At 39.0% G+C, this 24,471-nt stretch carries 24 protein-coding genes; 18 read left to right on the plus strand and 6 right to left on the minus strand.

The features are described 5' to 3' along the window. Positions 1-219 precede the first annotated feature (219 nt). Genes P3J6_RS11715 through P3J6_RS11725 form a run of 3 tightly spaced genes read left to right on the plus strand, consistent with a single transcriptional unit; the run spans position 220 to position 3,291 of the window. The gene (locus P3J6_RS11715) at positions 220-1,614 is read left to right on the plus strand and encodes a RimK family protein (RefSeq protein WP_198523103.1); all 1,395 of its coding nucleotides are present in this window, start codon (positions 220-222) and stop codon (positions 1,612-1,614) included. Then, complete coding sequence (locus tag P3J6_RS11720; RefSeq protein WP_198523104.1) at positions 1,614-2,765, plus strand: GNAT family N-acetyltransferase/peptidase C39 family protein; 1,152 nt, start codon at positions 1,614-1,616, stop codon at positions 2,763-2,765. The genes P3J6_RS11715 and P3J6_RS11720 overlap by 1 nt, the downstream gene beginning before the upstream one ends. Positions 2,766-2,778: 13 nt before the next feature. Next, positions 2,779-3,291, plus strand: a complete 513-nt coding sequence (locus P3J6_RS11725; protein WP_198523105.1) for an MgtC/SapB family protein — start codon at positions 2,779-2,781, stop codon at positions 3,289-3,291. A 13-nt stretch (positions 3,292-3,304) separates the two neighbouring features. Here P3J6_RS11725 and P3J6_RS11730 read toward each other — a convergent pair whose 3' ends face one another. Together P3J6_RS11730 and P3J6_RS11735 are read right to left on the minus strand one after the other, a co-directional pair. Continuing rightward, positions 3,305-4,534 carry a sensor domain-containing phosphodiesterase gene (locus P3J6_RS11730; protein ID WP_198523106.1) on the minus strand — a complete coding sequence of 410 codons (1,230 nt, stop codon included), beginning with the start codon at positions 4,532-4,534 and terminating at the stop codon, positions 3,305-3,307. 129 nt (positions 4,535-4,663) lie between these two features. Beyond that, positions 4,664-5,674, minus strand: coding sequence for a GlxA family transcriptional regulator (locus tag P3J6_RS11735; RefSeq protein WP_198523107.1), 1,011 nt, complete (start codon positions 5,672-5,674; stop codon positions 4,664-4,666). Between the two features lie 128 nt (positions 5,675-5,802). On the opposite strand from P3J6_RS11735, the gene P3J6_RS11740 reads away from it, so the two are divergent. Next, positions 5,803-7,710, plus strand: a complete 1,908-nt coding sequence (locus tag P3J6_RS11740; protein ID WP_198523108.1) for a beta-ketoacyl synthase — start codon at positions 5,803-5,805, stop codon at positions 7,708-7,710. Positions 7,711-7,762: 52 nt separating this feature from the next. On the opposite strand, the gene P3J6_RS11745 is transcribed toward P3J6_RS11740, so the two are convergent. Next, positions 7,763-8,947, minus strand: coding sequence for a DUF1624 domain-containing protein (locus tag P3J6_RS11745; protein WP_198523109.1), 1,185 nt, complete (start codon positions 8,945-8,947; stop codon positions 7,763-7,765). A gap of 202 nt (positions 8,948-9,149) precedes the next feature. Between P3J6_RS11745 and P3J6_RS11750 the strand changes: the two genes are divergently transcribed. Next, the gene (locus P3J6_RS11750) at positions 9,150-9,524 is read left to right on the plus strand and encodes a hypothetical protein (protein WP_010389876.1); all 375 of its coding nucleotides are present in this window, start codon (positions 9,150-9,152) and stop codon (positions 9,522-9,524) included. Here P3J6_RS11750 and fghA read toward each other — a convergent pair. After that, positions 9,478-10,320: an S-formylglutathione hydrolase gene (gene fghA / locus P3J6_RS11755; protein ID WP_054200850.1), complete on the minus strand. Its 843-nt coding sequence runs from the start codon at positions 10,318-10,320 to the stop codon at positions 9,478-9,480. The two genes, P3J6_RS11750 and fghA, sit on opposite strands and share 47 nt — an antisense overlap. Before the next feature lie 58 nt (positions 10,321-10,378). Then, the gene (locus P3J6_RS11760; RefSeq protein WP_138608554.1) at positions 10,379-11,500 is read right to left on the minus strand and encodes an S-(hydroxymethyl)glutathione dehydrogenase/class III alcohol dehydrogenase; all 1,122 of its coding nucleotides are present in this window, start codon (positions 11,498-11,500) and stop codon (positions 10,379-10,381) included. 130 nt (positions 11,501-11,630) lie between these two features. Between P3J6_RS11760 and P3J6_RS11765 the strand changes: the two genes are divergently transcribed. The 10 genes from P3J6_RS11765 (at position 11,631) to P3J6_RS11810 (ending at position 20,538) form a co-directional block, all read left to right on the plus strand. Further along, on the plus strand, positions 11,631-12,503 hold the full coding sequence (locus tag P3J6_RS11765; RefSeq protein ID WP_198523802.1) for a LysR family transcriptional regulator: 873 nt from the start codon (positions 11,631-11,633) through the stop codon (positions 12,501-12,503). Between the two features lie 136 nt (positions 12,504-12,639). Beyond that, the gene (locus P3J6_RS11770; RefSeq protein WP_198523110.1) at positions 12,640-13,857 is read left to right on the plus strand and encodes a lipoprotein-releasing ABC transporter permease subunit; all 1,218 of its coding nucleotides are present in this window, start codon (positions 12,640-12,642) and stop codon (positions 13,855-13,857) included. Next, positions 13,850-14,548 carry a lipoprotein-releasing ABC transporter ATP-binding protein LolD gene (gene lolD / locus P3J6_RS11775; protein WP_010389881.1) on the plus strand — a complete coding sequence of 233 codons (699 nt, stop codon included), beginning with the start codon at positions 13,850-13,852 and terminating at the stop codon, positions 14,546-14,548. The genes P3J6_RS11770 and lolD overlap by 8 nt, the downstream gene beginning before the upstream one ends. Next, complete coding sequence (locus P3J6_RS11780; RefSeq protein WP_076920259.1) at positions 14,538-15,782, plus strand: lipoprotein-releasing ABC transporter permease subunit; 1,245 nt, start codon at positions 14,538-14,540, stop codon at positions 15,780-15,782. The genes lolD and P3J6_RS11780 overlap by 11 nt, the downstream gene beginning before the upstream one ends. Positions 15,783-15,880: 98 nt before the next feature. Next, a complete protein-coding gene (locus P3J6_RS11785) occupies positions 15,881-16,354 on the plus strand; it encodes a DUF1456 family protein (RefSeq protein WP_198523111.1) in 474 nt (157 codons plus the stop codon). A gap of 405 nt (positions 16,355-16,759) precedes the next feature. Further along, a complete protein-coding gene (gene gdhA / locus P3J6_RS11790; protein WP_198523112.1) occupies positions 16,760-18,112 on the plus strand; it encodes an NADP-specific glutamate dehydrogenase in 1,353 nt (450 codons plus the stop codon). Positions 18,113-18,421: 309 nt separating this feature from the next. Then, entirely contained in the window at positions 18,422-18,640 is a 219-nt protein-coding gene (locus P3J6_RS11795) for a hypothetical protein (protein WP_138608544.1), read from the plus strand. Between the two features lie 220 nt (positions 18,641-18,860). Beyond that, positions 18,861-19,319, plus strand: coding sequence for a carboxymuconolactone decarboxylase family protein (locus P3J6_RS11800; protein ID WP_178956012.1), 459 nt, complete (start codon positions 18,861-18,863; stop codon positions 19,317-19,319). A 31-nt stretch (positions 19,320-19,350) separates the two neighbouring features. Further along, a complete protein-coding gene (locus P3J6_RS11805; RefSeq protein WP_232735498.1) occupies positions 19,351-20,082 on the plus strand; it encodes a helix-turn-helix domain-containing protein in 732 nt (243 codons plus the stop codon). 192 nt (positions 20,083-20,274) lie between these two features. Next, positions 20,275-20,538, plus strand: coding sequence for a hypothetical protein (locus tag P3J6_RS11810; protein ID WP_178956014.1), 264 nt, complete (start codon positions 20,275-20,277; stop codon positions 20,536-20,538). 334 nt (positions 20,539-20,872) lie between these two features. On the opposite strand, the gene P3J6_RS11815 is transcribed toward P3J6_RS11810, so the two are convergent. Continuing rightward, positions 20,873-21,880 (minus strand): alpha/beta hydrolase, encoded by a 1,008-nt coding sequence (locus P3J6_RS11815; RefSeq protein WP_232735499.1) that lies wholly within the window; start codon positions 21,878-21,880, stop codon positions 20,873-20,875. 81 nt (positions 21,881-21,961) lie between these two features. Here P3J6_RS11815 and P3J6_RS11820 point away from each other — a divergent pair, with 81 nt between their 5' ends. The 3 genes from P3J6_RS11820 to P3J6_RS11830 are packed head-to-tail and all read left to right on the plus strand — an operon-like array spanning position 21,962 to position 24,404. Next, positions 21,962-22,339 carry a BlaI/MecI/CopY family transcriptional regulator gene (locus tag P3J6_RS11820; RefSeq protein ID WP_178956015.1) on the plus strand — a complete coding sequence of 126 codons (378 nt, stop codon included), beginning with the start codon at positions 21,962-21,964 and terminating at the stop codon, positions 22,337-22,339. Then, a complete protein-coding gene (locus tag P3J6_RS11825; protein ID WP_198523113.1) occupies positions 22,339-23,688 on the plus strand; it encodes a M23/M56 family metallopeptidase in 1,350 nt (449 codons plus the stop codon). Before P3J6_RS11820 ends, P3J6_RS11825 begins: the two co-directional genes overlap by 1 nt. 47 nt (positions 23,689-23,735) lie before the next feature. Beyond that, positions 23,736-24,404 (plus strand): alpha/beta hydrolase, encoded by a 669-nt coding sequence (locus tag P3J6_RS11830; protein ID WP_198523114.1) that lies wholly within the window; start codon positions 23,736-23,738, stop codon positions 24,402-24,404. The last annotated feature ends 67 nt before the right edge of the window (positions 24,405-24,471 follow it).

The raw sequence follows: 24,471 nt of genomic DNA on the forward strand, positions 1-24,471 counted from the left end.
AATATCTCGTTTGTGTGTATGTAAAAAAGGGCTTATAAATCACATGTCGCTTAAGCAATTTAAGCGCTAACGTTTATAGTAGATATTCGTTAAAGCACCTATCGTATTAAGTGATTTGCTATTTGCTGCACTTAGTGCGATGGGTGTTTCTATTTGCTGTTTAACTACCTGAGCTAACTAGCCAGGGATTTTTATATTTTGACTTAACTAGGAAAAGTCGTGTTTAAAACCTTAATAGTGGTTGATAACAACGAGCAAGCACTTGCTCTTTCATTTGAAAATGTCATTACGTTTAACACCTACTTACGTGACTACCCAAAACGCAACGAACCTAAAACCCGCATTATTAATTTATGCGACTCAAGCCAATACTTGAGTAAGGGCTATTATTGTTCATTGCTTGCAGAAGCCCGCAAACACCAAGTATTACCAAGCGTTAAAACAATAAACGCGCTTAGAAGCGGCCAAGCACCTACTTTAAATACTGGGCAAATTGATGGTGCAGTTTATTTTGGTAATGCTCTAAATGAATTGCAAAGTAAAGCGGCTAAATCGGTATTTAAACAATACCCAGCGCCTATTTTATTTGTCGATCAGCAAGGTTTATTGCAACAAGGCTCTTTAACCTCATTAAGTGAGCAGCAATATACTGCGTTTATTGAAAGGCTCAATGAGTTTACCCAAACGCAATGGCGTATTGGTAAAGTAGAGCGCCGTTTTCGTTGGGATATGGCGATATTGGTTGATCATAACGAAAAAGTACCGCCAAGTGATAGAGATGCAATAGCCCGTTTTATAAAAGCAGCAGCGAAACATAGTATTAACGCAAAAGCACTCAGCTTTGATGAAATAGACAATATTGCCCAGTTTGATGCGTTATTTATTCGCCAAACTACAGCAATTGACCATCCAACCTACCGCCTTGCAAGTAAAGCGCAAAGTCTTGGCTTAGTGGTCATTGACGATGCTGAATCTATTTTACGTTGTTGTAATAAAGTGTATTTACACGATGCGTTTAATTACCAAAAGGTGCCAAGTTTAAAAACGGTGGTAGTGGCTGATCAATCAGTGCAAATGCTTGAGCAATTAGAAGAGGCTTTTACCTATCCGCTGGTTTTAAAAATGCCTGAAGGGTCGTTCTCAAAAGGGGTGTTTAAAGTTGCAAACCGCGGTGAGCTTGAAGCTAAATTAACCGAGCTGTTTGAATATAGCGCATTGGTATTGGCACAAGAATACATGTACACCGAATACGATTGGCGAGTAGGTGTACTTAATGGCCGCGCCATTTATGCATGTCGTTATTTAATGGCGCGTAATCATTGGCAAATATACAACCATGATGCAAAACGGTTTTTTTCCGGTGGCTTTGAAACGTTACCAACCTTTGAGTTACCAAAAGTAGTATTGGATGCAGCTTTAAAGGCCTGTAAAACAGTCGGTAAAGGGTTATACGGTGTAGATGTTAAAGAGCACCAAGGTCGTGCGTATGTATTGGAAGTAAATGACAATCCAAGTATTGATCACAAAGTAGAAGACGGCTATTTAGGTGACGAGCTATACATGATCATTATGGATGAGTTTAAACAGCGTTTAGAAGCACGAGGCCGCGGCTAATGCCTATTGCTCTGGTTGAAAAAGTAATAGTGGCAGAGGCGACCAAGCTAGTTATTCGCCCTGCAATAACCGCTGACTTAAAAGCATTGGTGGCGCTTGAAAATACTTGCTTTAGTAACGATAAGCTAAGTGCGCGTAGTTTAAAGCGCTGGCTTGGGGCTAAACATGGGATTTTATTAGTTGCTGAGCAAAATGCGCAATTATGTGGCTATGGCTTAGTGTGGTGCCATAAAGGCACGCGTTTAGCACGTTTGTACTCGCTGGCCGTATTACCAACGATGCAAGGTAAAGGCATAGCTAAAAAATTACTCAATGCGCTTGAAAAAGCGACCAGTGATCGTGGACGTATTTATTTGCGCCTAGAGGTTGCAGTAAATAACGACAGCGCAATTGGGCTTTATAAAAGTGTGGGGTATCGCGTATTTGGTCAATACAGTGATTATTATGACGATCACAGTGATGCCTTACGGATGCAAAAAAATATACGCCAAACCAGTGAATTGCAGGTTGATCGTTTAACGCCATGGTATCAACAAACCACCGAGTTTACCTGTGGACCTGCTGCGTTATTAATGGCAATGGCAGCTCTTGACTCAAACACAGAGCTGAGTCAGTCACATGAATTAGCTTTGTGGCGTGAAGGCACCACGATTTTTATGACCTCTGGGCATGGCGGTTGTCACCCATTTGGCTTGGCACTGGCTGCAAATAAACGCGGTTTTACAAGTGAGGTAATTGTTAATACATCTGAACCATTATTTTTAGATGGGGTTCGCAGTGATAACAAAAAATCAGTATTGGCCACGGTTCATCAACAGTTTGTTGAGGGTATTGCAGCGGCAAATATTTCAGTTACACAAAAAGATGTTGAATTAACTGACATAGAAAACTGGTTGAGTCAGGGGTTTAGTGTGTTGCTGTTAATTAGTACGTATCGGTTTGATGGTAAAAAATCACCGCACTGGGTGTGTGTAACCCATTTAGATGCACATTGTGTTTACGTACATGACCCATTTTGCGAGCCTGGAAAAGATAACCAGCTAGCAATAGATTGTCAGTATGTACCAATTGCACGCAGCGACTTTAGCAAAATGTCGGCATTTGGTAGCCAAAGGCTCAGAACGGCAGTTGCTATTGGAAAAGTAAAATAGATTAGGATATTAAGTGACATTTTTAGATTTTATCGATGTAGCGCCATACTCATGGGCAGCTATTGGCACCGCCGCTTTTTGTGGCGCTATTATTGGTATAGAGCGTCAATTGCGCGGTAAACCTGTGGGTATTCGCACATCAGCATTAATAACATTAGGCACATATTTGTTTTTATCTACGGCGTTTAATTTACAAGGGGATGTGATTGATCATTCTCGTGTAGTGGGGCAAATAATCACGGGTATTGGGTTTTTAGGCGCAGGCGTTATGCTGGCAAAGGATGGTGCCGTGGTAGGGGTTACCTCCGCGGCTACTATTTGGGTGCTTGCGTCTATTGGGGTGATGATCGCAACCGAAAACTTAGGTGCAGCAATTAAGCTTTCTGTATTGGTGGTTGGTATTTTATATGGTGTTGATGTACTCGAAGCTAAGTTTAAAAGCCTCAGCAAAGGTGTACATGCTAAAGTAAAAAGTTATCACAAACGTTATTATCGAAAAGACAGTATAGATAGCGAACGCCACTAAATAGTGGCGTTTTTCATGCGGACAATGTTGCGTTTATTGCGCTAAGTGCATCGTTAATTGCTGCAGGCCGGCCAATAAAATAGCCTTGTACACTGTCTACATTGAGCTTTCTTAACGAGTTGAACTCTTGTTCGGTTTCAATTCCTTCGGCAACAATAGTGCAGTCGATTGCTTTTGCAAACCCACACAGCGCTTTTGCTAGCAAAAATTTACGTTTGTCAGTGTTTATATTTTGTGTGAGGCTAATATCTAATTTAATAATATCGGCTTCAAGCTCTAGTATGTGCTGAAATGATGAAAAGCCTGCGCCTACATCATCAATAGCTAAGCGAAGCCCTCTTTTTCTGAGTGGGGTAAGTGCTGTCCGCATTTTTTCGTAGTCGGAAATTGGTGAATGCTCAGTAATTTCTAATACTAGCCTAGTGCAGTCAATGTTTTGTAATGTATTTTCAAGTGCACCGCTTAGGATATGCGATGGTGAGCAATTAATAGCAATGTAAGTTGAATTATTAAATTTGGCTATGTTGGTGACTGCATTTTTAATGGCTAGCATTTCTAAAGCTTCATTTAAGCCAACCTTTTTTGCTTCTTTAAACCATACATCAGGAGTTTTATAAGGTGTAGTAAAAAATCGAGCAAGTGATTCAAAACCCGCAACTTTATTATTTTTTAAACTGAAAATAGGTTGATAGTAAATATTTATATCATTATCGGTAATAATTTGCTGAATTACTGATTTAGTGTGATTGCGCGATACACGTTTGGATAAATTTATTTCAATTAAGCCTGTCGCTATTTCCGAAATAAGATTTAAAAACGATAAATCGCGATCGTTCAAGCTCTCATCATGGTGTGATTTATAACAACAAAAAGTACCGTATAATTTACCGTTTGACAGGTTGATAGGTACACCTATATAAGAGCCTATACCTAACTTTTTGGTCACCGGCATAGCCTTGGTTATTGGGTTTGCGTTGGTATTAGTAATAATAGGGCTAAGCTTGTCATCGGTGATTTTTTGACAATACGTTTCATCAATCGGATCGGCATTACCCACTTTAACAATTTGGTTTTCAGAGGGATTATCGACCACTTTAAAAACCCGCTCATCGTTAATAAATTCAGATATAAAAGCAACATCCATATCTAAATGTTTACGAACTAACGCAAGTAAGTTAGCTAGCTTAGCTTCAATGGATACGTTATTGTGTTGATCGACAAGCAGCTTGCTAGATTTATCCATCGGCTATTTCTCTATTTGAATTCAAATTAGCTTAGTGAGTAATACTATAATTTATATATATAAAAAGATCTAATCAAGGCTATATCAATCTTTGCTAACCATCAAAAGTGAACACGGTTTAGTTAAAACTTAACCAAATAATTTTCGCCGCACGACTTTACGGTATTCGCTGGGTGTTTGGCGTAATACTTTTTTAAATACTCGGGTTAAATGCCCTTGGTCATTATAGCCAACCTCTAAAGCAACTTCCTGAATCGATAAATTAGAAGATGCCAATAAATCTTTGGCGCCTTCTACTCGTAATTGTTGCCAATATTCGATTGGACTTTGGTTTGTGGCACTTCTGAAGCGACGGGTAAAGGTGCGATAACTTAAACTAAATTGAGCCGCAACCTCCTGTAAGTTGAGCTCACTGGCTAGATTGGTTTTTAACCAAAACTGTATTTGTGCAATCAGCTCATCTGGGTGTCTATCTACTGCTCCCTCTAAGTAACGTTGATCTTCATAGGGTTTACGAATTTCATGGGAAAAGTTGCGCTCCACATGTTGCGCCGCTTCTTTACCGTAATATTGACTAATAATATGTACGATAACATCAGCAAGTGCATTTAAACTGGCTACGGTATACATACGTTCTGACTGGGTGATAAAAAAATCAGGTTTCAAACTTACATTAGGGTAGTCATGCTTAAACTGCTTAGCATAATGCCAATGGGTAGTAGCGGGGTGCCCGTCAAGTAAACTAGCCTCTGCAACAAAACAATTACCTGTGCCTACTCCAATTATATGACTTCCTACGGTAAAGCTCTCGATCAGCCAAGTGACTAATTGTTGATTAGCGCGTATCACAGGGCGAGGGTTACGCCAAATGCCTGGCACTATCACTAAATCGCAATAAGGAGAGTTTTCACTTGTACAATCTGGAATAATTGACAGTCCAGTTCGCGTCTTAATGGCATCACTATTTTTAGCCACTAAATGAATAGCCAGAGGTTTAAAGCTGTTTTTATCACTATGGCCTTTAGCAAAAGCCTCACCCGCACGTAGCATTTCAATCGGTAGTGTCAGACTGGTTACCAGCAAGTGTTCAAACACTGCAATACCAATATTTATGGGGGGAGTTAATGGGTTGTTGCTCATTGTGAATGCTCCGACCAGTTGTTTTTGGCCTTTTGTGCCGCTTATTTGGCTATTAAAGCACAAAGACATCTCTATAATCCAATTAAACTAATGTCATATTCTAATAACACGCATTTTAAAGGTAAATTATGACTGCATTACCCGTTATTGTAGGCATGGGAGGCATTAATGCCGCTGGCCGTACTTCTTTTCATCAAGGTTATCGTCGTATCGTGTTAGATAGCTTAGCGGCGCAAGCTCGCCAAGAAACGTTTTTAGGCCTTGCCACATTAATGAACTTGGTGACTACAGTAAACGGCCAACTTGAAGACAGCCAAGGTAATCATGTTGAGCAAAGCGACATTGAAGCACGCTTTGGTGAGCAAATTATTGCTGGTACATTAATTCGAAAAATTGAAAAAGAACATTTTGATGTTGATGCCACACCTTGGCAGCAAAAAATGACTTTAACGGCTTCAGATGATAGTGCAATTGTATTTGAAACACGTCGTCGTGACTTACCATCGCCTTTACCAAGCAACTGGCAAATAGATGACCTTGATAATAAAAAAGTAAAAGTCACGATTGCTGCTGAGCTAGATGTAAAACATGACTCAACCCGTGATAACCAGATTAAGTCGGCTGGGCAATTTCCAACAGGGTTTGATCCTGCCATTATGTATAACAGCCGCTACCAGCCGCGCGGTTTACAAGCGACCATATTTGCTGCCACCGATGCAATAAAATCAACAGGGCTTGATTGGCAACATATTATGAATAGCGTAGAGCCTGACAAAATTGGCACCTACTCAGCCTCGGTTATTGGTCAAATGGATGATAAAGGCTTAGGTGGTTTAGTTAAAGCACGCCAGCAGGGCGATCGTGTTAGTACTAAGCAATTAGCGCTGGGTTTAAATACAATGACGACCGATTTTATCAACGCCTATGTTACCGGCAATGTAGGGACAACTTTTTCAACTTCAGGCGCATGTGCCACATTTTTATATAACTTGCGCGCTGCCGTTAACGATATTCAAGCTGGGCGGACCCGTGTTGCAGTGGTTGCCAGTGTTGAATGTGCGATTACTCCAGAAGTGGTTGAAGGTTTTGGTAATATGAGTGCGCTGGCTAATATTGAAGGTTTGCGCCGTTTAGATAATTTAGCCATTGATGACGAGCCTGATTACCGTAAAAGTAGTCGTCCATTTGGTGAGAACTGCGGTTTTACCTTAGGTGAGGGGGCTCAGGTTGCTATATTAATGGATGATGCACTGGCTCTGGAACTCGGTGCAGATATTATGGGCAGTGTGCCGGATGTATTTGTGAATGCCGATGGAGTTAAAAAGTCAATTACCTCACCAGGGCCTGGCAACTACATCACCATGGCGAAATCAGCAGCACTTGCTACTAGCTTGTTAGGTAAAGAGGCACTGCAACAACGTAGCTTTATTTTAGCGCACGGCTCAAGTACGCCACAAAATCGTGTTACTGAATCTTTAATTTATCATAAAGTAGCGCAAACATTTGCTATTGATAACTGGAAAGTGACTGCGCCTAAAGCTTATGTAGGCCATACTATTGCGCCTGCTAGTGGCGATCAGCTTGCGATCGCGTTAGGTGTATTTAGTCATAATATTATGCCGGGTATTACCACCATTGATAAAGTAGCCGACGATGTTTACAGTGAACATTTAGATATTCGTAATAGCCACTACGATTGTGGTGATATGGATATTGCGTTTATTAACTCAAAAGGCTTTGGTGGAAATAATGCAACAGCGACTGTGCTGAGCGCAAAAGTAACCATGCAAATGCTTGCTAAACGCCATGGTGATGCACTGATGAACAGCTATGTTGAAAAACATAGCCAAGTAAAAGATGCACAGCATACTTACCAAACGCAAGCCGATTTAGGTCAATACTCGCTAATTTACCGTTTTGGTGATGGCTTGATTGATGAAAATGAGATTGTTTTAGATGAGCACAGCATTACACTGCCAGGCTTTGAAAAAGCAATTACATTTAGTACAACAAATTCCTATCAAGATATGTTCTAAGCACACATACTTGTTAGCAAGGCGCTTTTATAGCGCCTTTTTTAATGTTTGTTCAAATATACTTAGCAATTAAACTGTGTTTATTTTTTTGCTTCCATGCTAAATAATAATTGGCAAGAACGGCTGTTAAGCCAATTACGACTGCAATAAATAGCAGTGTTGCAACATAGCTCATACCGTATCCAATTGGTAAACCCACCAGTGTTTCGCCATAAGTCATATCAGAAAAACTAAAGCCTAAAACAGGGATGAGTAACCAACTTATTGCATGCAGTAAATACAAGTGGGCTAAGTACGAGAACATACTGGTTTTGCCCAATACTTGTAAAAACTTTGGCGAAAAATCACTTTTTAGCTTGCTCAATAGTTTAAGCATAATTAGGCCTATACCAACGGTTAACAACATAAACTGCAGGGAAAGTGGGTATTTGGTCGGGTTTAAAAATGACATTATAGTGAGTAAATAAGAGTCACTAATCGTAAATATTGACGCGTCACCATAAAGATTAAAGCCACGCAAAAGCGTGTATAAAACTAGGCAGCTTACACCCAAAGTTAAGCAATAACCCATAACTCGGTTACTGTATTGCTTGGCTTTGTAATAAACACCTGCACAATAGGCTAACGCCATTAACCCAACAATAGGAGCTACGGGGTAGGTGGTTCTAATTTTAAAGTTAAAAGGAAGTTCGAGTACATTTTTTTGATGTAAAACAGACCATATCGTGTTTGCGATTGTATTTGGCGCAAAGTTGACGGCATCAAATAAGTTGTGGCCAAATACTAAAATTAAGCCCATGGCAAAAATTGCATACAGACCGATTAAGCGTAAAAGCCCTAGAATAATAAACCCCCAACCTATCGCCCAAATAACCTGAGCGTATAACATTGGAAACAGTGGATTAAAGCTCCAAGACCATGACACAATAGTAAATTCAAATAATATAAGCACTAGTCCACGTATAATTAAACTTTTTGAAAAAGCTTGCGTGGAAGTGTATTTATGCTCGGTTATTGCAGCTGAAAGGCCCGCTAAAAATACAAATAATGGCGCACAAAAGTGCGATATAAAACGAGTGAAAAAAGTAAGCGTATCTGTTCCTGGTATAGTCATGGGATCGGTCACTGAATAATTTAGACAATAATACATGCCGTGATCAATCACCATAAATATAATGATAAGACCCCGAAGTAAGTCTATATGGTGTAAACGATTTTGAGATAAAGGTAATGACATAAATATGCTTTGGTATGGATGAAAAAACGAGTTTAATTATATGTTATATTATATCATTTTGCGAGAGTGATAATAAAATACTTTAGTATAAATTATGTTGTAAACAATTTTCACTTACTAACAGATTTTTACAGTTTTACTTTTTTAATGGAGTTACTCTATTAACTAAATAGTTAAAGTTGAAGCTACTAAAGGGTTAAACATGAAAAAAATATTTTTTTTATCACTACTGCTGATGCTTAATGGCTGTACATTTTTTGGCGTTATGTTGGATGGACAAGCAGCCTCAAATGCACAAGAAAATCAGCGGATGAAAAATCCAGCTCGGTCTACTCCTTATGAAAATCCATTTGAGCCAGTTCCCGTTGATAAGGACGGATTTTCTTTTGCAGAGCTAGGTTTAAAAATAGACTCTGCAGTATTTAGTTTAGTAAAAGGAGATGACGGTGTGATTAGAAAATGTAGGCAGGTTACTAAGGTCTTAAAAGAATGTGTAGAAGTAGATAAATCTACTCTACACAGTAATGAATCTAAGCAGTTAAAAACTGATGATGAAATAATAAGTGTTGGTCTATAAAACTACTAATGAAATAGTAACTATGGTCGTAACCAGCTTGCATTTCGAGTGTTAACGGATAGCCTTTCTGTGTAGCTACAGTTACTAACTTTTGTGGCTTAAGTTGCTCATCTAAAAAGTTATCTGCATCACCTTGGCTAACCAACATAGGTAAATAATCAGCTTGTTTGGCTTGTTGCATTAATTCGCAGCTATCATATTCTGCCCAGACTGATTTATCAGTACCTAAGTAGCCAGTAAAGGCTTTAACACCCCAAGGACAATCTATCGGGTTTACAATAGGGCTAAATGCTGTAGCGCTGGTATAAGCTTTAGGATTTTTAAGGGCAATCATTAATGCGCCGTGGCCACCCATAGAATGCCCAGAAATTGCTTTTTTAGTTGTTACTGGAAAATGTTGCTCTATTAATGCAGGTAGCTCCTTCACCACATAGTCGTACATATTAAAATGAGTATTGTAAGGTGCCTGCGTTGCATTGACGTAAAACCCTGCACCTTGGGCAAAATCGTAGCTATCTTCGTTAGGAACGTTTTCACCACGCGGACTGGTATCAGGTGCGACAATAGCAATGCCTAGCTCAGCCGCTTTTTTAAACGCGCCTGCTTTTTGCATAAAGTTTTCATCAGTACAGGTTAATCCTGATAACCAATAAAGTACTGGTACTTTATTTTTTTCACTGGCGCCTGGTGGTAAAAATACCGCAAAACGCATGCTGCAATGGGTGCTTGAGGAAGTATGGCTATACTGCTTATGCCAGCCACCAGCCACTTTTGCTGTTGAGATATTTTCTAACATAACAATCCTTAAAAGCCGTTACTTAATAGCAACGGCTGGTAATGGTGATTAAAAGAAATTAGTAATGAATAACAGTACGAATACTCTTACCTTCGTGCATTAAATCAAATGCATCGTTAATTTCTTCAAGGCTCATGGTGTGGGTAATAAAATCATTAAGGGCGAATTCACCCGCCATGTAGCGTTCAACAATTTCAGGAAGTTGAGAACGACCTTTAACGCCTCCAAATGCGCTACCACGCCATACACGGCCAGTAACAAGTTGGAACGGGCGAGTTGAAATTTCTTGGCCAGCACCAGCTACACCAATAATTACAGATTCTCCCCAGCCTTTATGACAACACTCAAGGGCAGAGCGCATTACATCAACGTTACCAATACATTCAAATGAGTAGTCAACACCGCCGTCGGTCATCTCTACAATCACTTCTTGAATTGGCTTGTCGAAATCTTTTGGATTAATTAAGTCGGTAGCACCGAGTTTAGTCGCAAGATCAAACTTAGAGGTGTTAATATCAATACCAATAATACGGCTTGCACCAGCCATTTTGGCGCCAATAATGGCCGACAAACCAATGCCACCTAGACCAAAAATTGCCACCGTATCGCCCGTTGTTACTTTTGCCGTATTTGTTACAGCGCCCATACCGGTAGTGACACCACAGCCCAATAAGCAAATTTCTTCTAAAGAGGCTTCTTTATTTACTTTAGCTAGTGAGATTTCAGGAAGTACTGTGTACTCAGAAAAGGTCGACGTCCCCATGTAGTGATAAATTGGTTGGCCGTCTTTGAAAAATCGGGTTGTGCCATCTGGCATTAAGCCTTTGCCTTGTGTTTCGCGTACAGCAGAGCACAAGTTGGTTTTACCTGAAGTACACATTTTGCATTCACCACATTCTGCAGTGTATAGAGGAATAACGTGATCGCCAACTTCTACACTTGTAACGCCTTCGCCCACAGCGTAAACCACCCCAGCACCTTCATGGCCTAAAATAGCGGGGAAAATTCCTTCTGGATCTTCACCTGATAAAGTAAAAGCATCTGTATGGCATACACCTGTGGCAGTAATTTTTACCATCACTTCGCCTTTTTTAGGCATCATCACGTCAACTTCTTCAACGCTTAAAGGCTGATTAGGGCCCCAGGCAATCGCTGCTTTTGATTTTATAAATTCAGACATGTGTATATCCTTTGTAGTGGTTTGAATATCAATTGTAGACCCAAACTGTTTGGGTGATGTGCCTATTGTATTTATTTCTATAACAATGATAATCTCTAAATTAATAAAACACTTTTACAGTTTGGTAATAATAATGCGTTGGGAAGGGATTGATGAGTTTATTGCTGTTGGCGAAGAGGGAAGTTTCACTCAAGCTGCACAGGCGTTGGGTCTATCGGTTGCCCATATTAGCCGCCATGTTACTAAGCTTGAACAACGGTTAAATACCCAACTTTTAACGCGTACGACCCGAAAGGTGGTATTAACCAAAGAAGGTGAGCAGTTTTTACACCAAGTAAAACATTTACAACACGCCATGGATGAAGCCACTCAGGGGCTCGCGTCTGTGCAAACATCCCCTAAAGGTAAAATTAAATTAACCGCACCGGTTATGTATGGTGAAAGTTTTATTATGCCGATAGTGCATTCGTTTATGCATGATCACCCCGAGGTAGAAGTAATCGCAACGCTCTCTAACGAGCAAGAAAACTTGCTGGAGGGTGGCTTTGATTTAGCGATTCGATTAGGCCATTTAAAAGATTCGAGTTTAAAAGCGCGACGCTTGAGCTCTCGGCGATTTATTATGTATGCTGCACCAAGCTATTTAGCGCGTTTTGGCGAACCCCATACGTTAGGTGAACTTAACCAGCATCAATGCTTAATTGGTAACAGTAGTTATTGGCGAGTAAATGAAAACGGTCGTGACAAACATATTAAAGTAGCTGGGCGGTTGCATTGCAATAGCGGTTGGGCACTGGTTGACGGCGCTAAAAAAGGGTTGGGTATTGTTCAGTTGCCGGATTACTACATAGAGAATGAGATAAAAACAGGGCAGTTAGTACCAATATTAACAGCTTATCAACCTCAGCAAGAGGGGGTGTGGGGGCTCTATCCTCCGCGGCAATTTGTTGCTACTAATGTACGGGTATTACTTGATTATTTAGTAACAGGGTTGAAGGTTTAGCTAGGTTTATGGATTTGCTCATAATATAGCCAAGTATAAGATTTATAAATTATTTCTTACATTTATGGTGATATTCAATTGCGCTGAGTTCGTGCTACTATAAAGCCACACTTTTAGCATTAATGTTTTAATTAATATGTTTCAACCTGTTAGCCTGTTTATCGGACTTAGATATAGTCGCTCTTCCAAAGGCAATGCGTTTATTTCGTTTATTTCTTTTTTTTCTATTGCAGGTATAGCGATTGGTTTAATGGCGCTCTTTACAGTAAGTAGTGTCATGAACGGTTTTGAAAGCAGCCTGAAAACGAATATGCTCGGGCTCATTCCACACGTTGAAGTGCAGGCAAAACAACACTCTAAAGCGCAAATGAATACTCTTAAAGCTGATCTTGAGCAATCACCGTATGTTGAACATGTTAGTTTATACCGCCATGGTGAAGCCATACTGCAAACCAATAAAGACCTGCATGGTGTGTTACTGCAAGGGCTCTATGATAATAGTGACTCGCTTTATAAAATCACAGACAAAGTAGTGCAGGGTAATTGGCAAAGCGTATTAAATAATAATTACCACATTGCTATTAGCCGCTATTTAAGCCGTAAACTCGGCGTTGGTTTAGGCGACAAACTGCGCGTTATTATGCCCAATGCGTCAACTTATACACCCCTTGGTCGTGTCCCTAGCCAGCGTTTATTCAAAATTGCTGCTATTTACGAAACTGGTTCAGAAATTGACATGGGACTGGCATTTACCAGTGGTGTATCATTGCAACGAGTATTAAAGCAAAGTAGTTCTACACCCCCTAATTTAAGTGTGTCACTGCATGAGCCATTTGCACTTGATGAATTTATTCAAGACAGCCAACTTATTCTGAAGAATTTTAAATACACCGATTGGCGCAGTAGCCAAGGCACTTTATTTGCCGCTGTGGCGATGGAGAAACGCATTATGTCTATGTTATTGGGCTTAATCGTGCTGGTGGCGGTGTTCAATATTGTGTCGGCGCTCACCATGATGGTGAGTGAAAAACAAAGCGAAGTTGCGATACTGCAAACACTGGGGCTAACGCCAAGCCAAGTACAAACTGTATTTATGGTTCAAGGTTTATATAACGGTGTGATTGGTACGGCAGTAGGTGCCTCTTTAGGTATTTTATTTAGCTTATATATTAATGAACTGCTGGCGTTGGTTGGCTTAAATTTATTATCGGGGATTTCACTTCCGGTCAAATTTGATGTGCTTAGCTTAAGTGTGATTGCGCTTTTAAGCTTAGCAATGAGCTTTTTAGCGACTTTATATCCCGCGCGCCAGGCCGCTAAAGTAAACCCAGCCGAGGTATTACGTTATGAATGATTTAGTGATTAGTTGTGAACAAATAAGTAAAGTGTACCAAGACGGGCAAAACCAAGTTGAGGTATTAAAAGGGGTTGATTTAGCCCTAACCCAAGGTGAAATGCTAGCTATAGTAGGTAGCTCAGGTTCAGGTAAAAGTACCTTATTGCATATTCTGGGTACCTTAGATACCGCCAGTTCTGGCAGTGCAAAAATCAAAAACCAAGATGTGGCTAAACTGTCTCGCAGCCAACAAGCCGCGTTTAGAAATCAAAACTTAGGGTTTATTTATCAATTTCATCATTTATTAATGGAATTTAGTGCGGTTGAAAATGTTGCTATGCCACTGTTAATAAAAGGCTTGAGTGCCAAAGAAGCAAATGTAAAAGCGCTCGACATGCTCGATAAAGTCGGCCTTGCGCACAGAAGTAGCCATAAACCGTCGGCACTTTCTGGTGGCGAACGCCAACGTGTTGCCATAGCGCGTGCTTTAGTGACTGAGCCTGCACTGGTTCTTGCAGATGAGCCAACGGGTAATTTAGATAAGCAAAACGCGATTAAAATTTACGATTTAATTAATCAGCTAAATAAAAGTTTAAACACCAGTTTTGTGGTGGTGACTCATGATTTAGAGCTTGCCGACAAGCTGGGTAAAATAGCGTATTTAGATGATGGTAAATTATCAATAAAAGAGTCAAACCATGTTGCTTAGTGCCTTTATAAGTAAACGTTTCAGAGCCTATTCAGGCCATAAAGATGAAAAAAACGCGTTTGTTAGTTTTATTGCTAAGGCATCTACTATTGGTATTTTACTTGGTGTTGCCGTTTTAATTGTGGCGTTATCGGTGATCAATGGTTTTGAACAACAATTGGTTCATCGTTTATTAAGTGTAGTGCCACAAGTTGAATATGTAGCACCAAGCAGGCCGATTGCTGATTGGCCCAGCAAAGTCGAAAAATTAAAACAGCAACCACAAGTAACAGGAGCAGCCCCATTTATAGCAGTAAATGGTATGGCGCAATTTAAAAGCCAATTAAAAGCAGTTGAAATACGAGGTGTTGAGCCTTCGCTAGAGAGCGACGTATCAGCGGTTAACCAATTTACACAAGGTAAATTAGTCAGTCAGCTAGCACTTGAGGATGTTATTTTAGGCAAGCAAATTGTCACTCAACTTAATATATCAATAGGCGACAATGTCACTTTATTGATCCCACAAATTAGTGAAAAAGGACAATCATTACTTGCGCCAAAACGGGTCACACTGACACTCGCAGGCATTATAGAAATGGGCGGGCCTATTGATAGCAGTGCCGCGTTTATTCACCTTAGCAAAGCACAACAAACCTTAGGTTACGATCAAAGCCAAGTAACCGGTCTACGTTTACGGGTTGATGATGTGTTTGCAGCGCACCAAATAGCGTTGAGAGTAGGGCAAACTGTTACTGATTACGTGTACATATCGAGTTGGTTTAGAACCCAAGGCAGCTTGTATCAAGACATTCAAATGGTGCGCACGATTGTTTATATTGTGGTGTTTTTAATTATTGCAGTCGCCAGTTTTAACATTGTTTCGTCATTAGTGATGGAAGTGCGCGAAAAAGAAGGCAATATTGCCATTTTAAAAACCATGGGTGCCAAAGACAGTACCATATTGGCTACTTTTGTAATGCAAGGCTTAACTCAAGCATTTGTTGGCGTAGTTTTAGGCTCTATTATTGGCGTTATTCTAGCAATCAATATTAGTGAGCTCTTTACTTGGCTGAGTTTATTGCTGGGTGAAAATCCGCTAGAAGGTGTGTATTTTATCGAATTCTTACCGAGTAAATTAGTTTGGCAAGATATAGTGTTAACTGTTATTGCCACCTTTGTGCTTGCAATATTGGCGACGCTGTATCCAGCATGGCAAGCAACACGTGTTGATCCGGCAAAAGTATTGGGTAATTAAACACAGTATTTAATAGGGCGCTTAGTGTAACTCTGATAAACTGCGCCGCTATTAAACAGCTTTTGTTTGCTGAGCACTTATTTTACCTGGGATTTACTTTGACAAATAACGATATTTTACGCCGTATTCGCTACACCTTTGATTTAACCGATTCAGCAATGGTTGACGTGTTCGCCGCTGCAGAGCACAGCGTCAGCACAGAGCAGGTGATTGCATGGTTAACTAAAGAGGGCGAGCAAGGTTACACCCCAATAAGTGACACCGAATTTGCGGTATTTTTAAATGGCTTTATAAATACCAAGCGCGGTAAGCGTGACGGTGAGCAGCCAATTCCAGAAACTAAATTAAACAATAATATTATTTTTATGAAATTACGTATTGCTTTAAATATGAAAGCAGAGGACGTAATTGCCACACTCGCCTTGGTTGATTTTGATTTAAGTAAGCATGAACTCAGTGCATTTTCACGTAAAGTTGAAAACAAACATTACCGTGTGTGTAACGATCAAGTTTTACGTCTATTTTTAACCGGAGTACAGCGTACTTTTCGCCCAGATGGCGATAAAGCTTAATGCATTTTATGGAGGTTGGTTAGCAATCTCCATTTAAACCTCTTAAACTAACTCACTAAAATCTACGCTATTATTAGTCTTATCCTTCTACAACTTCAGTCTTATAAAGCATTTTATGTTGTCGCTCTTGTAAAAACGTAGAGTCGTATTTTGTTTTACTATTTTTTTAATACTTTTAACGTGTTATTCATTTAAACTGGTGTTTTTAGCATATAAATTCTATTTTAACGGTTTTTTATACAAAAGAAACAACAATTTAATTCAACATCAAACACGTGCATCCAGTTTATCTATGATGTTAAAGTGTAAAAATATAATGATCGCATAATCAATTTCTCCACTAAATAATAACATTGATCATTTTTCCTGTTTCGAATTTAAAAATACCTACATGGAAGAGTAAATATGGATTATATACACAAAACTATTTCGCAATTAAAGCAGACGAGTCCTGCGCAATGTGAGTTTTATCAAGCTGTAGAAGAAGTGCTAGACTCGCTAGAGCCAATATTTGCGCAAACCAGTGATTACCAACAACAAGCAATTATTCAAAGAATGGTAGAGCCAGAGCGCCAGTTAATGTTTCGTGTGCCTTGGGTTGATGACGAGGGCAATATTCAAGTCAATAAAGGCTACCGTATCGAATTTAATTCGGCGTTGGGGCCATATAAAGGCGGCTTACGTTTTCATCCAAGTGTGAATGCCAGCATTATAAAGTTCTTAGGGTTTGAACAAATTTTTAAAAATGCACTAACTGGTTTGCCTATAGGTGGTGGCAAAGGAGGCGCTAATTTTGATCCTAAAGGACGCTCTGATGGCGAGATAATGCGCTTTTGCCAATCGTTTATGACCGAGTTATATCGTCATATTGGTCCTACAACCGATGTACCTGCAGGGGATATTGGCGTAGGGGCGAGAGAAATTGGTTATATGTTTGGCCAATACAAACGCTTAACAGGGCGCTATGAAGGCATACTAACCGGTAAAAGTTTACTTTGGGGCGGATCGCTTGCTCGCAAAGAAGCAACGGGTTATGGCGCAGTGTATTTTGCTAACTATATGCTTGAAGATCGTGATGACAGTCTATCAGGAAAACGCTGTTTAATTTCAGGCTCTGGCAATGTGGCTATTTATGCTATGGAAAAATTATATCAATTAGGGGCCACGCCTATTGCCTGTAGTGACTCAAAAGGCACTTTGTACGATGAGAGTGGCATTGATTTAAAACTTATTAAGCAATTAAAAGAACAGTCACGAGGATGCCTGAGTGACTACCTAGATACTCACTCTCAGGCAAAGTATACGCCTCGCGATGAGTACCCTCAGGATGGTCATGCTGTATGGCGTTACAGTGCGGATGCGGCTTTTCCTTGTGCTACACAAAACGAATTAACCCAAGCGGATGCAAAAGCACTACTTGAAAATGGCTGTACTTTAGTCAGTGAAGGAGCAAATATGCCTTCAACCAAAGAAGCGATTGATTGCTTTATTGAATCAAAAATTGCTTATGGACCTGGCAAAGCAGCAAATGCAGGTGGGGTGGCAACCAGCCAATTAGAAATGGCACAAAATGCCAGTATGCAAAGCTGGACATTTGAGCAAGTAGATGAAAAGCTAAAACAAATAATGAAAGATATATTCACAACAGCCAACGACACTGCAAAAGAGTTTGATCAACCCGGTAACTTACTTTTAGGCGCTAACATCGCTGGATTTAGACGTGTAGCCGATGCAATGATTGAACAAGGTGTAGTGTAACAGCTCGGTTAATATATAATTTTTAGTAGCTTATACCTGTTTGATAGTGACATTTAATAAGTGTTGAACGAACAGGCAGGTATGAGCGAAAGATAGTTATTGAAGTGAGGTGTCATTAGCTAAGTTATATTAAAAGGGCACTTTCGTCATTTCTACATATTCAAATAATCTACAAAAAGCATAATATTTATAACTAGCAATAGCTTACACTATTTGTTATTAATATAAATTCATAAAATGAGGATGTTTTTCGTGAAAATAGAGAAACTGTCCTCTAATAAAGCTGTGACATGCAAAAAGGAATTTCGTATGAATATCAATGCAACAATTCTCGGTCAATTTATTTTTATATCAATGATCGTAATAACTGGTTTAAGCTTTTATCTCGGTAAACGTAAAACCCAAAATGTTAAAACAACAACCTTTATTGGTTTTTTATTGTCATTTATACCGCTATTAGGTTTAATATTTGTCGCAGTTTTGGCACTCAAAAACGATGTTATAAATAATAATGACTCTACTATTTAGGTGCTTAATTTTATATAAAATCCATTTTAATTTTTCTAAAACAGTTGGTTAGGCTCTGAACCATTACATATTGAAACCACTGTTTAGTGCGCTTAATATGACGTTAAAAGGCCTAATCTAACCCCAGCTTAAATTTAAAATGAATACGTGTCGAAAATATTCAATACCTATATTGAGACAAAAGCTATCTTAGCTCCAACTACATTTAAGGAGGTGAGATATGTTTTTTCGTGCAAATTATTTTGAGCTAGCACCTAAAGCAATACAGATTCTGATGAACCAAGAAGACTATCTGCGTAAGCAATTTAGTATTTCAGAAACAGTAACAATCCCGATCTGGGAATTGATTAAACTAAGAGTGTCGCAGATGAATCAGTGTGCCTTTTGTATTGATATGCACAGCAAAGACGCATTGAGTCATGGGGAAACTCATGAACGTATTATTGGCTTAAGTGCATGGCGTAATATGCCTTTATATTCTAAGACAGAACTAGCTGCGCTCGATTGGGCTGAATATTTGACCCTAGCTAACCCCGTAGACGAAGAGTTCTATAAGAATACGGTAGAAGTATTAGGTGAAAAAGCTGTAGTGGATTTGACCATTGCGATTAATGCTATCAATAGCTGGAATCGAATTGCTAAGACGTTTATGCCAGAGGTAGGCAGCTATAAACCGTAATAAATTATTTGAACAGGCATTTAATTTTCAGTTGTCTCAACCATCGGGGCAGCTGTCTGCGTTTGTGCAGGGAGTATGGTCAGCATCTGTACAGCAACCGGTTCCGATAGTAAAGCCGCTGTATTCTGATGCTGGCAGCGGCATTATTTTTAACCTTGTTGGTGACGTGATGATTGGCAATGAAACCCTGCCGGAAGGTGTCATTATGCTTGCTATAAATAAACAGACTGAGAATATTGTTCTGCAATCTGGAGCACAACTCTCAGGCATTCGTTTCCATCCAGCCATTTGCTATGGTGTTTTGGGACAGCATTACGACAAGCCAACACTTTTATTGCCAGAGGAAGACCAGCTTTATAACCTTTATGGGGTTTATAATGATCTCCGAATTCAAAAAGACATTGAAAGGCGAATTGAAACTCTGCACCGCTGGGCAGATAAAAACCTAGATTATTCCAAAGTAATTCCAGCCCCTCTGAAGAAAGCACTAATGTATATCGAGCAGGATGAAACGCCGGGGCAATTAAGTGCAAGTATTGATTTGAGCCAACGGCAAATTGAGCGTATTTTTAAACTTTGGCTAGAAATGACTCCCAAACATTATCAGCGGATTTTAAGGGTTAAAAAAACAATCAGCTTTTTACGAACATACAAAAAAGCAAACTTAGCGGATGTTGCTCACCAATTTGGATTTAGTGATCAGGCGCATATGACACGGGAATTTCGTACTTTTGCATGTATTACGCCAGGGCAAATAGAGTGAGTTTTTGGCTTTCATACTTGGTTACCACCGGTAAATGTTTTTCAGCTAACTCAATAAAACTAATTTCGTGCAAAGCCTATTTATCAAATCATTAAACAGGACAAAAATAGTTGGCATTTGCTCCTTTTTCGCTTATTTTAGCCAACCATTTTTTGCCTCATAATGAGGTATCACTTTTGTAGGAAACGCACGATGAAAACAATAATCTTCAGTCTTTTAATAGTCACTACTTTATTTTCAGCTAGCACGTTCGCAAATAATGATTCGCAATACGAACAAATGGCAAAGCAACTTTCAAAACAGCTAGAAACTTCCATGAAAGTAATGAATAACCCAAAGTTAATTAAAGCCAATGCAAAATATATAAAAAGTTTATATGAAGCTTTGGTTGAAGAGGGTTTTACTAAAGAGCAAGCATTACAACTCGTTGCAGCAACTCTAGCAAGCAAAAAGTAAAACTAACGAGCCTAGTAACCATGTGAATACTAACAGCTCACTCAGTTTTGCTTCGCTTCACATTTTAGCAAATTACTACCAGCCCCTCCTGCGGGGCTATGGATCAAAACGGAGACTGGAGTATAACTATGCTATTAGCTAATCTCTCACACCCGTTAGCTTAAGCTGACACCCATTCTAAAAATTCAATATGTAAAAGCGGACTTGTATTTTGAATTTGGTACAGTTTTAACAAATAAATAAAGTGACTGTTTTTAGATTTTATTCGCCTCATATCTAACTGATAATGCCAACTAATAAATTTGGAGTTTATCTGATAGGTAAGTACTAGCGATTATTTCTGTAATTGGTAAAATTTTACCAATCCTTTTGATAGCCCAATAGGAAAGGTCGAGTAATGATCGCTTCCTTCAACAACTTCCTCTTCTAGCTTTAATTTTTGGTAATTACGTGAGCGTAATAGATTTGCAAACTTCACATGACCTGCGACCATATCTTCTTTCATGCCATTTTCTAACGTTTCTAATGCGCCAGTTGCCATAAATACATTAGCCTGCAGCGATGTGTTTTTCTGGGCATATTTATTTTCTAACTCAAATATCCAATTATTCTTAAACCAGAGTGAAGGGCTGGTTAAGATATAAGTAGCAAACAACTCAGGCTTGGTCAACAATACCCAAGCGGCAAAAGATCCCCCCAATGATTGCCCAGACAATATTCTTTGTTCAGGGTTAACTCGGTAATTGCGCTCAATGTACTGAAAGATTTCTTTTTCAATAAATGCTAAGTATTCAGTTGCTCCACCTGTGGTGTATTTTGTCCAGCTCTGATCAACGACAGGTGTTAAATCTCTAACTCGACTAAATTGACCGTCTTCTCCGTGAGCAAATGAAATACCAACAATAATGACTTTATCCATGTCTCGAACATGAGTGACACCAGCAGCTACTTTAAAAGTATAAGGTCCATCATTTAAGTAAAGTACAGGGTATTTTTTAGATTTATTCTCTACTAAGAAATAACTACGGGGTACTTTGATATATAAATCGTATTTCTTACCCAGCACTGTGGATTTAATTGTTACTACTTTACTGTTAGCAATTTCAAAACGATGGCCTTCAGCGAGTGCAAGATTGCTGCAAATTATATTGAGCATAAAAATTAAAGCTAAGTATTTTACAAAACACGAGGAGGAAATAATTAAACTGCATATTGTCAAAAAAGTAGTCGGTTTCATTTTGGCTAAATCCTTTGCTATCGATAATGTTAAAGTTGAAAAGTTTTTAGTATGACAAACAGTAACTTGATGTCCATCTAACGTTTTATCCAGTTTCAAACTCATAGTGCGACACGTGTCACGGTGTTGCGTTTTAACATACAGGATGTTAAAGTGCGACACAAGTCACACCTCTTGAGTCTTTATATGAAACCCAATTCAACAGAGTTAGAAATACTGAAATTACTTTGGAAAAAACAGCCACGTACAGCCAAAGAGATTCATGAACACTTAGAATCAAAGTATGGCTGGTCATACTCATCTACACGTAAAACCTTAGAAAGAATGGGCAATAAAGGAATTTTAGAGGTGGGCTCCTCTGGCAACAAAAAAACCTTTAAAGCATTAGTTGAGAAAATACCGACGCTAGCATCTTATATGCAGGAATTCGCAACCAATGTTTTAGAGTTAGATGAACCACTCCCTGTCACTATGTTCGCTGATAGCCGTTTAATAAATAAAGCTGAAGTCGATGAATTAGAGGAATTGTTAAATCAACTTTCAAAGGATGAAAAACAAAAATAGTGGACTCTTTCATTATTCAATTCATAGTAAATAGTATTTTTCCTTGGCTTATATTTTCTGGGCTTGTATATGTTTGCTCATCTTATATAACCAAGCAAGACAATACCTCGCCAGGTATTTGGTGGTCTGCGCTTTTAGCCAGCTTTTTACCTTTTATTCCTTTATCTCTTGGCACTATTAATATACCTATCCCTGATTTGGATTATATAAGCTCTAGTTTGCAAAGCGCACAAATAGTAAAGCAAGCCAGTATAACCCATGTAAGTTTGCAGAAAATTGATTTAATCTCAACAGCGCTAATTGTTGGTTACTTTGGTTTTACCAGCTTGAAACTCGTTAAATTATTGCTTGTGTGGCAGAAACTCAAAAGCTTAACGAGATCTTCTGAATTAATAAATGAGCTGTCGACTAGTAAGGTGAAGATTGGCATTTCCTCGCAAAACCACAGCCCTTTTGTCATTGGTATAACAACAGCCTATGTTGTGCTACCTGATTATTTTTCATCCCTAAATAAAGATCAGCAAAGCATTTTGATTCAGCACGAGCTAACCCATATTACAAACAAAGATCATATTACGATTCTTTTATGGAGGGTCTTAAGCATCGTTTTATGGATAAACCCATTTGTTAAAAAGATGGAATGGCAGTTTATTCGCGCTATGGAGCATAGGTGTGATAGACATACAATATGTCGTTTTAGTCTCAACAAACATGATTATGCTAAGGCACTGCTGCAATCATTAAAAAAGAGCATTCAATTTAGTAACAACAATCCAGTCGCTCAATTTAGTTCTGCTGTGCTTTGTGCTGATGATTACAAAGCGAGGCTTTCAAATATTGCTTCTCCATCGAGTAAAAGCAAACTTGCTTTAACTTTTAAGTTCTCCTTAATGATACTGGTTATTTTTAGTCTGCATACATTTTTAAAAGACCCCGCAATGACAGGGAAGCTCACTTGGCAACATCCACTAAATAGCCATACGATCAGCTCAACATTTCGTAGCATAAGCAAGGTCAGAGATTATAAGCCGCATCAAGGTATAGACTATGTTGCCCAAAGAGGAAGCCCTGTGCTGTCTGCTGCAGATGGAGTAATAGTTATTTCAGGTAACAAAACCTTGCATTCGAACTATGGAAATACTGTATTAATTCAACATAAAAGTGGCTATCAAACGTTATATGCGCACCTAGAATCAAGTGACGCTAAAGTCGGCTCTTGGGTTAAAGCAGGGCAGGTTATTGGTATCATTGGTGATACAGGTAAAACGACAGGGGTTCACCTGCACTTTGAAGTAATTAAAGACAACCAAAGAGTTGATCCTAGTTTAGTTATCGTTACTAAATCATAGGGTAATGTCTTTTATTTCAAGTGCTTATAGAGTTATAAAGGTGTGATATGTATCAAAAGCTACTTTTTATTATTTTTACTTTTCTTTTTAGTTCATTTAGCTATGGTGGCAAAGTATATGAGAGCTTCCCAAACAAAGTAAATCCATCAGAGCATTATGTTTTTTATTCTCACGGATTCATTGTAGAGGGTAAAGATCCCACACCTATTCATGAGCGTTGGGGGCAATATAACTTTCCAGCGATTAAACAGGAACTTGCCGACTCAAGCTATCATTTAATTGCTACTCATCGGCCAGCTAAGACTCCCCCTTTTAACTACGCTCAACAGCTATCTAAACAAGTAACTAAGTTACTAAAAAATGGAATACCTGCGAGCAATATATCGCTAGTTGGCTTTTCCCGCGGCGGGTTTATTACGGCAATTACATCGAGCCATTTAAAAAACATGGATATTAACGTTGTGATTTTAGCGGCTTGTACCAGTGGATTAGCTAAAAAAACAGAAATAGCTATTTATGGTCATTTATTTTCAGTCTATGAAACCTCTGACTCTGTTGGTTCATGTGACGATGTCGTTAATAGAAGCATTAATACGGTTAGTTCTTACACAGAAATATCTATTTCAACGGGTAAAGAACATGGCGCTTTTTTCACACCGAGAAAAGAATGGATATTACCCGTTAAAGCGTGGCTCAAACGTAAAAAGATTCAGTAATATCGTATAAGCCTAAGTTCACATAGCCGATAATTAAATTTAAACAATTTTAAAAAATAATAAGCTA

The organism is Pseudoalteromonas sp. 3J6, assembly GCF_903995135.1.
In the GTDB taxonomy this organism is placed as follows: Bacteria; Pseudomonadota; Gammaproteobacteria; order Enterobacterales; family Alteromonadaceae; genus Pseudoalteromonas.